Source organism: Sodalis sp. (in: enterobacteria) (assembly GCF_047607725.1).
In the GTDB taxonomy this organism is placed as follows: domain Bacteria; phylum Pseudomonadota; class Gammaproteobacteria; order Enterobacterales; family Enterobacteriaceae; genus JBLKSS01.
Genome location: NZ_JBLKSS010000149.1, coordinates 1 through 12,754 on the forward strand (window position 1 = coordinate 1; position 12,754 = coordinate 12,754).

A 12,754-nucleotide genomic window follows, 5' to 3' on the forward strand; every position below is an offset into this window, starting at 1 on the left:
GCGCACTACGACGATGAGATGGACTACATCACCGAGCGCGGCGCCACGCAGGTGGAAAGCTCGGCAGCCGCAAACACGGGCCGTCTGCGGCCGCAAACGTCGAGTAACAGTTATCGCAGCTCCGCCATAACGAGCTGACGCAGCATCTCCACATGGGCCGCATCGTCGTTCAGCGCCGGAATATAATGGAACGCGCTGCCGCCGGCATGTTCAAATATTTCCCGATTTTGTGCCTGGATCTCTTCCAGCGTTTCCAGGCAATCGGCGGCGAAACCGGGGCAAATTACCTGCACCCGCTTCACCCCCTGCGACGATAGGCTTTTCATCGTTTCATCCGTGGCGGGCAGTAGCCAGGGATCGCGGCCGAAACGCGACTGAAAAGTCATCAGCACCTGTTCGGCCGGATAATCCAGCGCCGTGGCCAGGGCCTGGCGCGTGACATCGCACCGCTGCGGATAATCGTCTCCCTCTTCGGCGTAGCGCTGCGGTATACCGTGGAAAGAGAGCACCAGGCGATCCGGTCTGCCGTGCCGGGCAAACGCTGGCGCTCAGCGCGGCAATATACGCCGGATGCGCCACGTAATCGCGAATGAAGCTTATGGACGGTAAGCATCGGTAATCCATCAGGCTGCGCGCCACCGCATCCCAAATCGCGGCGCTGGTGGAGCAGGAATACTGCGGATACAGCGGCAGGATGTATAAGCCGGGTGATGTCTTGGGCGAGAAGCCGCGCCTGCGGCAGCGCCGGCTGGCCATAGCTCATCGCCAGCTCCACCACGACATCCGGCAGGCTGGCGGCCAGCGCCTGCTGCTGACGACGGCTGTAAACCAAAAGCGGCGAACCCTCCTCCATCCAGACACTTTGATACAGCTTGGCCACCCTCGGCGAACGCAACGGCAGGATAACGCCGTACAGCAGCGGTAACCACAACGCGCGCGGCGTATCCACCACGCGCCTGTCGCTGAGGAATTCGGCCAAATAGAGCTTGACCGCCTTGAGGGTGGGGGCTTCCGGCGTGCCCAGATTGACCATCAATACGCCGTATTTTTCCTGCCTCATTGCCGTTTCCTTATCGGTTCGTCGCTGGCGCTAACCCCATGGATTTATCAGGGTTAAACCCGCTATCGGAGAAGGTATTGTAGCGGAAAAGCGGGCTTTGAGAATGGTTATCATCCATTATCATTGCAATAGGTGATGTCTGATGCAGCGTACTCGGGCGCGTCGTCGGCGCGCAGGGGTGTCGTTCGCGATGGCGTCATTCCTTCGCGGGCGCACCGTACGAGGGTCGTTGGGTGAGAGTACGTCGTTCAAGGGTAAGACGTAGGAAAGCGCGTCGCCAGCAAAACGCCCAGGCAAGCGCCTAGCTGCTCATGACGACGGCACTCTCCGCAGCTGACGCATCCGACTTACGGCCCGCGCCCGTGCATAAGCAATACCGCCGCCGTGCCCGGCGCCGGCCAGTTCCCGAGATCCGCCCGGTAAGCAAGACAATCGCCCGGCAGGGTCACTGCCGTCCTCGCGTCGGCCGATATCAACGGCCCACACGGTGAAGAGGTTCATCGCCGTAGCGGCCATTCAGGCCCGTGCGCCAACCGAGAACAGCGGGCCGCCCGGTGCGCAGGCTATCGGTGTCGGTCACCGTTTCCGCACAGGCCGCTGCTTGACGAGGACAAGAACGGCGAAAAATCCGGCGATGAATCAGCCGAGGATAGCGGCCAGCTCGGCGCTAACCTCGTTCACATTGCGGGTGCCGTCGATCGTGAAATAGCGGGTATTACCTGCATCCGCTTCTTTACGGTAATAGTTGATCAGGGGCGCGTTCTGTTGATGGTATTCCACCAGACGCTTGTGTACGGTGTCCTCCTGATCATCCTTGCGGGTGGTCAACGGCTCGCCGGTGACGTCATCCTTGCCCTCCTGTTTGGGCGGGTTGAACTTCACGTGGTAAACCCGGCCCGAAGGCGCATGCACCCGGCGACCGACGATACGGTCGATGATAAGCGTATCCGGCACCGCGAACTCCAGCACATAATCCACCGCAATACCCGCCTCTTTCATGGCATCCGCCTGGGGAAGGGTACGGGGAAACCCATCCAGTAGGAACCCATTGCGGCAATCATCTTGTTTAATGTGTTCTTTGACCAGCGCGATCACCAGCTCATCGGTCACCAGTTTGCCGGCATCGATGAGCGCCTTGGCCTGCTTGCCGAGTTCGGATTGCGCCTTCACCGCGGCACCTAGCATATCGCCGGTGGAAATCTGCGGAATGCCTTACTTCTCCATGATAAATTGTGCCTGAGTGCCTTTACCAGGGCCCAGCAGAATGATACACATTGCGTCAATCCCCTTGCTAATCCAAAAGTATTTTAAAATATAAAAAAAAACGATAAACCATACCACTACCGGCACGCATTCCTCAAGCAACCGATATCGTTGGCGGCGGTTGTCCGCGGCTTTCGGATTTGCCTGAGGAAAACGGCCCGCCGCTAGCGCATCCGATCATAACGTAAAACCGTTCTGGCGGCGCGGGAATATCATGGCATAGAGAAACTTTTAGCGCCTGGCGGCCAGGGAAAACTGCCTGTGGAGGTAGGTAGGAGGCGTGCTTCGCGCGGCCGAGGCTCGTCGCGGCTATTCCGCCCGCAGCGCGCAGTGAAGGCATAAACAGGGAGCCTAGACATTATTTCGCGGCTAAACGGCGCGCAGAGAAGGCGGCAAGTCCTCCCTTAGTCGGGGGATTTGCCGCGCTACCGTTAGGCGTTCAGCAGTTGGTTCATACGGCGGATGAACTGGTTAGGATCCTCAAGCGTACCGCGCTCGGCCAGCAACGCCTGATCCAGCAGCAGCTCTACCCATTCGCCAAACGCGCCGTCATCGGCCATATCGGCGGTGCGTTTTACCAGCGGGTGCTCCGGATTCAGTTCAAAGATATATTTGATCTCCGGCGCGGCTTGGCCTGCGGYGGCAAACAGTTTGGCCATTTGCGTCGTCATATCATTGGCGTCAGTGGTGAYGACCGCGGGGGTATCGGTCAAGCGATGCGTGAGCYGCACCTCTTTGATGCGCTCGCCGAGATAGGTCTTCACGCGCTCAACGAAAGGCTCAAGCGCCTTTTCGGCCTCTTTTTGCTCTTCGTTTTCCTCATCGGCCAGTTTATCCAGCGACGGATCGGCTTTGCTGACCGACTGGAAGGCTTTACCATCAAACTCCGTCAGATAGCTCATCATCCATTCATCAATACGATCGGAGAGCAGCAGCACTTCGATGCCCTTCTTACGCCGCAGCTCCAGATGGGGACTGCTCTTGGCGGCAGCATAGCTGTCGGCGGTGATATAGTAAATTTTTTCTTGTCCTTCCACCATGCGGCCAACGTACTCTTCCAGCGCGACGGTTTGCGCCGGGCTATAGCCGTGGGTTGAGGCAAAACGCAGCAGTTTGGCCACCGCTTCACCGTTGGCGGGATCCTCGCCCGGCCCTTCTTTCAGCACCAAGCCGAACGCCTGCCAGAACGATTGATACTGTTCGGCGTCGTCCTTGGCCAGCTTTTCCAGCATCGACAGGGCACGTTTGGTCAGCGCCCCTTTCAGATTCTGCGTAATACGGCTGTCTTGCAAGATTTCCCGCTGCACGTTCAGCGGCAAATCGTTGGAATCAATTAACCCCTTCACGAAACGCAGATAGTTCGGCATGAATTGTTCGGCATCATCCATGATGAATACGCGCTGCACATAGAGTTTAAGCCCGTGTTTGTGCTCACGGTTCCACATATCCCAAGGCGCCTTTGCCGGGATATAAAGCAGACTGGTGTATTCCTGTTTCCCTTCGACGCGGTTATGGCTCCAGCTTAACGGGTCGCTGAAGTCATGGGACAAATGCTTATAAAATTCTTTATATTCCTCGTCGCTGATATCGGCCTTGTTGCGGGTCCACAGCGCCTGTGCTTTATTGATTTTTTCCCAGGTCACGACCTCTTCGTCGCTGCCTTCTTCGTCGCTTTTGGTACGCGTCTCGATTTCCACCGGCAGCGCGATATGGTCTGAGTATTTACCGATGACGCTCTTAAGGCGCCAGTCGTCGAGGAATTCGTCCTCGCCCTCGCGCAAATGCAGGGTGATTTCCGTTCCGCGCTCCGGCTTGACGATATCGGCGATGGCGTAATCGCCCTCGCCTGCGGATTCCCAGAACACCCCTTCGTCGGCATTCGCGCCGGCGGCCCGCGTGCGGACGGTGACTTTGTCCGCCACGATAAAGGCCGAATAGAACCCGACGCCGAATTGGCCGATAAGCTGGCTGTCTTTTAGCTGATCGGATCCCATCGATTCAAGGAAAGCCTTGGTGCCGGATTTGGCAATGGTTCCCAAATTGTCGATTACTTCGTCGCGGCGCATGCCGATACCGTTATCGCTGAGCGTGATCGTGCGTTTTTCTTTATCGCTGGACAGACGAACGCGCAAATCGCCGTGCCCTTCGCATAAATCCGGCTGCGACAGGGCGCGAAAACGCAGTTTATCCACCGCATCCGATGCGTTGGAAATCAGTTCGCGCAGGAAGATTTCTTTATTGGAATAAAGGGAATGGATCATCAGATGAAGCAGCTGCTTTACTTCCGATTGGAATCCGCGGGTTTCTTGTCCTTTCATACTCATGTTTTACCTCAATCCAAATGCGACCAAACAGGCGGTTAAAGACGGCAATGATGAACAAATGGGGTTAAGACGAAGGAATTTCAAGCGGTAAGAAAAAAAAGCGCGCCAACGGCCGGCGGACCGGCCTGAGGCGAGGTTAAAATTTAATGGGATGACGACCGGCCAGCGAGTGCGACAGCGTGGTGCCGTCCACCATTTCAAGCTCGCCTCCAACCAGCACGCCGTAATGCGCGCACATTTCGGCGATATAATTGGCGGTTGCTTCCCCCTCCACCGTCGGGTTGGTGGCGAGGATCACCTCCTGGATGCGCTCGCTTTCAAGCCGCTCCTGCAGCCGGCTGAGACCGATATCGTCCGGGCCGATACCGTCAAGGGGCGACAGGTGCCCCATCAGCACGAAATAGCGCCCGGCGAATTGGCCGGTCTGCTCAATAGCGTGAATATCCGTCGGGCTTTCCACCACGCAGATCTGGCCGGACTGCTGCCGGCGGGGATTCGCGCAAATAGTGCAGATCGCTTGTTCGGTGAAGGTACGGCAATCGGAGCAGTGGCCGATTTCCGACATCGCGCGGGTCAGCGCCTGCGGCAGGCGCATCCCGCCGCTGCGATCGCGCTGCAGCAAGTGGAAAACCATACGCTGCGCCGATTTCGGCCCGACGCCAGGCAGGCAGCACAAGGCCTCCGTTAATGCCTCCAGTAATGGACTGGTTTGCATCAGAACGGCATTTTAAAACCAGGAGGAAGCTGCATGCCGCTGGAAACGGCGGCCATTTTTCCTTCTGGGTTTCAGCGACTCGGCGGGCGGCGTCGTTGAACGCCGCGGCGATCAGATCTTCTAGCATGTCTTTATCATCCTCCAGCAGGCTGGGATCGATTTCGACACGGCGGCAATTGTGCGCGCCATTGATGGTGATCTTGACCAGGCCGGCGCCCGACTCACCGGTCACCTCCAGCTGCGCGATCTCTTCTTGCATCCGCTGCATTTTTTCCTGCATTTGCTGGGTCTGCTTCATCAGATTGCCCATTCCGCCTTTACCAAACATAGTCTTATCTCTCAGTTGCGTCGGGCCGCACTGGCGGCATGTTGCCCCAGCACGGCGGGTTATACGGGTCGGATACTGTCTTCATCCAACTCGGCGTCAAAAAAGCGCCGCAGCATTTGAATGTGCGAATCGTTCATCATCGCTTCCCGCGCCCGCATCAGTTTCTCTTCGTAAATCGCCTGGCGCCATTCCAGCGGCGTTTTCATCGCCGGATTATCATCTTCCGTTACGGTTAATTCAACCGGCGCGCCCAAATCGGCGCTTAGCGCGTCGCACAGGGCGTTTTGCGCCGTCGCCGAATTCAGATGACGCTGCGAGGCGCGTAGGTGCAGACAGACCTTGCCCGGCGCCAAATCTTCTTTCCAGGCGTTCAGGGCAAGCTGTTGCACCAGTTTGGGCACCGCCAGCCGATGCACCTGCGACGCCCAGGGATCCCGTTCCAGCGACTCTTCCACCAGAGACAAGGCCAGTTCCGGTGTTTTTTCATGCTCCAGCGCCGTACGCAGCGCTTTCGGGGTGGTCACCGGCGCCGGCTCGGCTTCGGGCTGCTGGCTGGCACGCCAGCGGTAAGCCTCCGGACGCGGTGCTTTCACCGGGTCTTTCCGGCCGGCGGCAGGCTGACGCTGCTGGGCGCGTTCGCCCACCGTGGCCAGCCACTCCAGCGCGCTGATGGCCGCTTTCTGGCGCGCCGGCGCCGATTCAGCCTTTTTTGTTTTTTGGCTCTCCTGACGTCGCAGCAAGGCGGTGCGGGCCTGCAAGAGCTGCGCGGTCGCGTCCGGCAATGGACTATCGCCGCCGGTGGGCGAGGCTGGCGGCTCGGCATTTTCCGACATTATCGCCCCCGGCTGCCAATCTACCTGCGCCTCATCATCATCGAAGCCGCTGGCGGCATACGCCTGCATGAGGCTTTCATCCGCACTGTCAACCGCAGTGGCTTGACGGGTAACGGGCGCGCCGCCGCTCGGTAGAGAAGGGGTCTGCCCGCCGGTCAACGCTGGCGCTCCCGCAGAAACGCCAGCGGCCGGCTTATGCCCCGGTGCCGCCTGTCCAGCGACATGGCCGGCGTCCGCATTTTGCGCTGCGGTGTCGGGTGGCGGAGAAACGCCTGCGCGACCGCCGCTATAAGCGGCGTACCCAAACGCGGACCCTGTTTGCCCTGCGACTGACGCCGCGGCGACATGGCCGCCGCCATGGGGAACTGACGCCATATCAGACGCTATGAAGTTTTCGTCACTGCCATGGGAATCTGCCGCCCTGTCAGACGCCGTGAAACGCCCATCCCTCCCATGGGGACTCGGCACCCTGTCAGACGCCGCCAGGGGGGCTAGGCCGGGCGCCGCACTCGGCCGGCCCTTAATCAGGGGGGGGACATTCACGCCGGCGCGCGACGTTACGCGATCCGCGGACGCGGCCCCTGATGCGACAGCTGCGCCGGTGGAAGGGCCGTCCTGGCCTGCGTCGGGGCTAAATTCAGCCGTTTTTTTTTCCGCGTTAGCCGGTATCACCGCCGCTTCCACCGCGGCGGGATGAAACGCCAGCGCGCGCAGTAGGCTCATTTCAACCCCCATCCGGGGGTCCGGTGCAAAAGGCAGCTCTTTGCGTCCTATAAGCAGGGTTTGGTAATACAGCTGTAAATCGGCCGGGGGAAGGCGACGGGCCAATTCCCGCAAACGCGGCACAATGGCGGGATCTTCCTCATCGTTCAATTGGTCCGGCAATAGCTGCCCCATCGCGAGACGGTGCAGCAAAGAGAGCATCTCAAGGAGCAGAGTTTCCCAATCCATACCGCGAGCGGCGCATTGCGCAAGCTGCGCCATCATCGCGCCGCCGTCGGCGTCGGCCAGCGCTTCGATAAGCGCCAGCGGCTGCTCGGTGTTCAGCGTGCCGAGCATCAGGCTTACCGCCTCAGCGCTAACTTCCCCCTGCCCCATGGCGATAGCCTGATCGGTCAGGCTCAGGGCGTCACGCATGCTGCCGTCGGCGGCGCGGGCCAGCAGCTGCAGCGCGTGCGGCGCGGCGGCGATATGCTCCTGCAGTAACACCGTCGACAGCTGGCCGCGGATTTGCTCGACGTCGAGCGCCTTTAAATGAAATTGTAAACAGCGGGAAAGGATGGTCACTGGCAGTTTCTGCGGATCGGTGGTAGCCAGTAAAAATTTGACGTGTGCCGGCGGCTCCTCCAGCGTTTTTAGCAGCGCGTTGAAGCTATGGCGGGACAGCATATGTACTTCATCGATGAGATACACCTTAAAGCGGCCGCGCGCCGGCGCGTACTGTACGTTATCCAGCAGCTCGCGGGTATCTTCTACTTTGGTCCGTGAGGCGGCATCGATTTCAATCAGATCGACGAAGCGGCCCTGCTCGATTTCGCGGCAATTATCACACTGGCCGCAGGGGGTGGCGGTGATACCGGTTTCGCAATTCAGCCCTTTCGCCAGAAGACGGGCGATGGTGGTTTTACCCACGCCGCGGGTGCCTGATAACAAGTAGGCATGATGGATCCTGCCCAATGATAGGCCGTTCGCCAGCGCCGTCAGGACATGCTCCTGACCTACTACATCGGCAAATGTTTGCGGACGCCACTTACGGGCAAGCACCTGATAGCTCATGAGTCGCGATTTACGTCGAAGGAACAGAGGGCCATGCTAACACAGCCTCACACCGCAGCGCGAGGCTGTTGTCATCAGTGACCGAGGAAGAACACCAGGCTGTAACTCGTTACGCCGATACTGTTGAGAAGCGTTTCACCGCCGAGGTCGGCCAGATTGATTACGAAGGCCGCATCCTGCACATCGCCGCCGAGCCGCCGGATAAGCTTCACCGTGGCGCCGATTGTCCCACCGGTGGCGAGCAGATCGTCCACCACCAGCACTTTATCGCCGGAGACGATGGCGTCTTTATGGATTTCGAGGCTGTCGGTACCGTATTCCAGCACGTAGCTTTCGCTGATGGTTTCACGCGGCAGCTTGCCGGGTTTGCGCACCGGAACGAACCTTAGCCCCAACGCTAGCACGACCGGCGCGCCGAACAAAAATCCGCGCGCTTCGGTGCCGACGATTTTGGTCAGCCCTTCATCACGATAACGATCGGCCAGCAACGCGATGCTGGCGGCATAGGCATGCGGATCTTCAAGCAGGCTGGTGACATCGCGAAACAAAATACCGGGTTTCGGATAGTCCGGAACCGATTTAATGCTTTGCTTGTATTAATGCTAATTGTTGTTCCGTAGCGGTCATAATGGGTATGCCTGGAAAGCCTTTATTCATTATTAACGCGGATCTTGTCATGGCTAAATAAGACTGACCGCGCACGAAAGCGCCCAAATCTATGCAAACTGCCGCGAAAATGCAACCTCCGGCAAACGCAGAGAAGGCAAATATTGACGTGGCGCAAGCCGCGCCGGCCGCCCCCGCGCGTTAATGCTGTGCATCGCAGAAAACGACGAGGTATTATCATAAAAGTCGACTCCGATGTCATTCATTACAGGTAAATGACGTGCACGCATCTCAACTGATTACCGTTCTTGGCGCCCGTCTTAACGAATTGGCCGTACGCATCGAAGCCCAGGGACACCCTGTTGTGAAACAATCCCGTTTCGATCATCTGCTCTTTAGCACCCGCGGCAACCGCCTTGGCGATTATTTGTCCGAGAGCCGCGCAACGCTTGCGCATTTGACCAGCGCGGTGAAACAGGGCCGTACCGAGCGCGTGGCCTGGCTGGCCCAGCGGCTAACCGATCAAATGTTGGCGCTTTCCCGTGAACTGGCCCCGCAAAATCTGCGCCAGGCGTCCCCCGCCGCCGCGCCGGAGGATATTTACGCCCGCCTGGCCGAGCATCAGGACTATGAGCGGCGGCTGCTGGCGATGATCCGCGATCGCGATAGCCTGCTCGCCGCCGCGGACGATCTCACCCGCGCGCGGCAGCTTCAGCAGGAAATCGCCGCGCTTGAAGGCCGCCTGCAGAGTTGCCGGCAGGCGCTGACCCGTCTTGAGTACCAGATAGAGCGGCGCGAGCAGGGCGAATAAAAAAAATAATCCGGCCGGCAGCACAAATTGGTTACCTATTCATCTTTTATAGTGTAAATAATATCCTCTATACTTGAGTTTACAGCCTGAGTTGAGCAGGAGAGCGAGGTGACCCTCAAAGACGAATCCCCCGAAATCAAACTGGCGGTCGATTTGATTATGCTGCTTGAGAAGAACGAACTGGCACCGGAGCTGGTGCTGGCGGCGCTGGAGATTGTCAAAAATGATTATTTGCGCAAAGCGGATACGGCGGAATAAACGTTTACCGTCTCTGCCTGAGCACGCCGTCAGACGGTTTGGGGCGCGTCGTTTTGCCCGCAGCGCAGCATCAGGCTCATGCGCAACATGTCGATCAGCGCGAAAACCAGGGTGCGCGACTCGGCCTGCAGATCAAAGCTCCCGGGAATGAACAGCCAGTTTTCCATGAGGCCAGACATAGAAGCGCGCAACATGATCGCCGCACGGCGGCAGTGCAGGGTCGCGGGCAGTTGCCGTTGTTCGATGCAGCGACCGAGCGTGGCCTCAAGCCGGCCGTAACATTCGTCGAAAAGCTGCGAACGCACTTCTTGATACAGCGCCATTTCACCCACAAACTCGCATTTATGAAACACTATTTCCATAAGCTCGCGCCACTGGCGATTGGATACGGTAGCGTCAAGAATGTAAATCATTGTCTCGGTTAACACATAAAGTGGATTGTCTGGATATTTTGTCTGATACTCTGTTTCAAAATCTCGGACCTTACTGTCGGCCGTGTGAAGTATTTCGTTAAATAACTCGGCTTTATTTTTGAAGTGCCAATAAATCGCGCCGCGCGTCACCCCGGCCAATGCCGCGATATCATTGAGCGAGGTGGCGGATACCCCTCTCTCGGAGAAGGCCTTGATTGCGGCGTCCAGTATATGCTGGCGGGTTTCCTGAGCCTGTCGTTTGGTTTTTCGTGCCATAGTGCCGTTTTGGAGTGGTCTTTGGATTTACATACATTCAAGAATGTATGTAACATAGCATAACGAAAAATGTAGCGCAGCACTGTCTTTGAGGCTTGTGATCACTTGATCAATTTTTTCAAATCGGAATCTTGGGGTTTATCTATGAACAAAAACAGAGGGCTATTGCCCCTGGCAGCCGTTCTGATGCTTTCCGGCAGTTTTATTCTCTCAGGCTGTGATAATAAAGAAGCCGCGCAGGCAGGTAATCAGCAGCAGGCTCCCGAAGTGGGCGTTGTGACGCTAAAAAAAACAAGCGCTTAATGTCACCACCGACTTACCGGGCCGCACCGCCGCTTTCCGGGTCGCGGAAGTCCGTCCACAGGTCGATGGCATTATCCTGAAACGTAATTTCGTCGAAGGCAGCGATGTCACGGCAGGCATCTCTTTGTATCAGATTGATCCGGCCACCTATCAGGCCGCCTATAACAGCGCCAAGGGCGATCTGGCGCAGGCGAATGCGGGCATCGCGCGGGTGACGGTAAACCGCTATAAAAAACTGCTCTCAACCAACTATGTCAGCCGCCAGGACTATGATCAGGCGGTGGCAACGCTGGCGCAAAACGATGCGGCCGTGCAGGCGGCGCTGGAAACCGCCCGCATCAATCTGGCCTACACCCGCGTCACCTCCCCGATAAGCGGCCGCATCGGCAAGTCCGCCTTTACCGAAGGCGCCTTGGTCACCAGCGCGCAAACGACCGCGATGGCGACCGTTCAGCAGTTGGACCCGATGTATGTCGACGTTACCCAGTCGAGTAATGACTTAATGCGTCTGCGTCAAGAACTGGAAAACGGCACGCTGAAACAGCACGACGGTAAAGCGACGGTGCGCCTGCTGATGGAAAACGGCGGCGAGTATGCACAGACGGGTACGTTGGAATTCTCTGATGTCACGGTGGATGAAACCACCGGCTCCATTACGCTGCGCGCTATTTTCCCGAATCCGCAGCATACGCTATTACCGGGTATGTTTGTGCGTGCCAAATTGGACCAGGATATCAATGAAAACGCTTTACTCGTGTCTCAACAGGGCGTCACCCACACGCCCCGTGGCGAGGCGAGCGCCATGGTGGTCGGGAGCGACAATAAAGTCGCGATCCGCCAGATCACGGCGCCGCAGGCCATCGGCGATAAATGGTTAGTCACCGCCGGATTACACGAAGGTGACAAAGTCATCGTCGCCGGCGTGCAAAAGGTGAAACCCGGCATGCAGGTCACCCCGAAAGAGGTGACCAACCAGGAAAAACAACCGGAACAACCGCAGCCTGACACCGCCAGCAAGTCTTAACAGGAACGGGTAATCCTTATGTCTAAGTACTTTATCGATCGTCCCATCTTCGCATGGGTGATTGCCATTATCATCATGCTGGCGGGGGCGCAGTCGATACTCAAGCTGCCGATCGAACAGTATCCGGCTATCACGCCTCCGACGATCCGTATTACCGCGACCTACCCCGGCGCGGATGCCTCAACGCTGCAGGATAGCGTGACGCAGATAGTCGAGCAGAATATGAACGGCATCGACCATCTGATGTACATGGCGTCCGACAGCGACACGTCCGGTACCGCGACCATCACCCTGACTTTTGAATCGGGTGCCGATCCGGATATCGCCCAGGTCCAGGTGCAGAACAAACTGCAGTTCGCGATGCCGTTGTTGCCTCAAGAAATTCAGCAACAAGGCGTACAGGTGCAGAAATCCAGCGCCAGCTTCCTTATGGTCGCCAGTTTTATCAGCGATGATAAAAACATGACCCAGGAAGATATCGCGGATTATGTCGGTTCCTCCATCAAGGATCCCATAAGCTGCACCAACGGCGTGGGCGAAGTGCAATTGTTCGTAAGCGTACGCCCAGCGCCGTCTGTTAATTCCCCATCAAGTTATTGAAGATGATGTCCATTATTTTTTTAATGGGTGCAATTCATGAAACAAACCCCACCAAAACCCTCAAGACGTCGTCCCAATTTCCCGCTGGACTTTAAAATTAAGCTGGTTGAGCAGGCGCTCCAGCCCGGCGTATCCATTGCCAAGCTGGCACGGGATAACGGTAT

The 12,754-nt window shown here is 57.7% G+C and carries 6 protein-coding genes and 6 pseudogenes; 4 read left to right on the top strand and 8 right to left on the bottom strand.

Annotated elements, in window-relative coordinates:
- Positions 1 to 110 precede the first annotated feature (110 nt).
- From hemH to apt, 7 genes and pseudogenes are all read right to left on the bottom strand, one after another.
- Positions 111 to 1,060 (bottom strand): annotated as a pseudogene (gene hemH, locus ACMX3H_RS13490) (ferrochelatase).
- A 639-nt stretch (positions 1,061 to 1,699) separates the two neighbouring features.
- Positions 1,700 to 2,335 (bottom strand): annotated as a pseudogene (gene adk, locus ACMX3H_RS13495) (adenylate kinase).
- Positions 2,336 to 2,754: 419 nt separating this feature from the next.
- Positions 2,755 to 4,641, bottom strand: a complete 1,887-nt coding sequence (gene htpG, locus ACMX3H_RS13500; RefSeq protein ID WP_415211198.1) for a molecular chaperone HtpG — start codon at positions 4,639 to 4,641, stop codon at positions 2,755 to 2,757.
- A gap of 142 nt (positions 4,642 to 4,783) precedes the next feature.
- The gene (gene recR, locus ACMX3H_RS13505) at positions 4,784 to 5,362 is read right to left on the bottom strand and encodes a recombination mediator RecR (RefSeq protein ID WP_415211199.1); all 579 of its coding nucleotides are present in this window, start codon (positions 5,360 to 5,362) and stop codon (positions 4,784 to 4,786) included.
- Positions 5,362 to 5,690 (bottom strand): annotated as a pseudogene (locus ACMX3H_RS13510) (YbaB/EbfC family nucleoid-associated protein). The gene recR and the pseudogene ACMX3H_RS13510 overlap by 1 nt, the downstream one beginning before the upstream one ends.
- A gap of 59 nt (positions 5,691 to 5,749) precedes the next feature.
- Positions 5,750 to 8,287: a DNA polymerase III subunit gamma/tau gene (gene dnaX, locus ACMX3H_RS13515; protein WP_415211200.1), complete on the bottom strand. Its 2,538-nt coding sequence runs from the start codon at positions 8,285 to 8,287 to the stop codon at positions 5,750 to 5,752.
- An 86-nt stretch (positions 8,288 to 8,373) separates the two neighbouring features.
- Positions 8,374 to 8,926, bottom strand: a pseudogene (apt, locus tag ACMX3H_RS13520) (adenine phosphoribosyltransferase).
- Positions 8,927 to 9,185: 259 nt separating this feature from the next.
- On the opposite strand from apt, the gene priC reads away from it, so the two are divergent.
- Together priC and ACMX3H_RS13530 are read left to right on the top strand one after the other, a co-directional pair.
- Positions 9,186 to 9,716, top strand: coding sequence for a primosomal replication protein PriC (gene priC, locus ACMX3H_RS13525; protein ID WP_415211201.1), 531 nt, complete (start codon positions 9,186 to 9,188; stop codon positions 9,714 to 9,716).
- 108 nt (positions 9,717 to 9,824) lie between these two features.
- On the top strand, positions 9,825 to 9,974 hold the full coding sequence (locus tag ACMX3H_RS13530) for a YbaM family protein (protein WP_415211202.1): 150 nt from the start codon (positions 9,825 to 9,827) through the stop codon (positions 9,972 to 9,974).
- A 29-nt stretch (positions 9,975 to 10,003) separates the two neighbouring features.
- Here the strand turns inward: ACMX3H_RS13530 and acrR are convergent, their stop codons facing one another.
- Positions 10,004 to 10,663 (bottom strand): multidrug efflux transporter transcriptional repressor AcrR, encoded by a 660-nt coding sequence (gene acrR, locus ACMX3H_RS13535; RefSeq protein ID WP_415211203.1) that lies wholly within the window; start codon positions 10,661 to 10,663, stop codon positions 10,004 to 10,006.
- A 144-nt stretch (positions 10,664 to 10,807) separates the two neighbouring features.
- On the opposite strand from acrR, the pseudogene ACMX3H_RS13540 reads away from it, so the two are divergent.
- Positions 10,808 to 11,990, top strand: a pseudogene (locus ACMX3H_RS13540) (efflux RND transporter periplasmic adaptor subunit).
- A gap of 18 nt (positions 11,991 to 12,008) precedes the next feature.
- A pseudogene (locus ACMX3H_RS13545) lies at positions 12,009 to 12,548 on the top strand (efflux RND transporter permease subunit); the annotation flags it as partial.
- Positions 12,549 to 12,754: the final 206 nt, after the last annotated feature.

Coding starts and splice junctions, on each gene's coding strand:
- acrR (WP_415211203.1), bottom strand. CDS start 10,663: ATGGCACGAAAAACCAAACGACAGGCTCAGGAAACCCGCCAGCATATA.
- recR (WP_415211199.1), bottom strand. CDS start 5,362: ATGCAAACCAGTCCATTACTGGAGGCATTAACGGAGGCCTTGTGCTGC.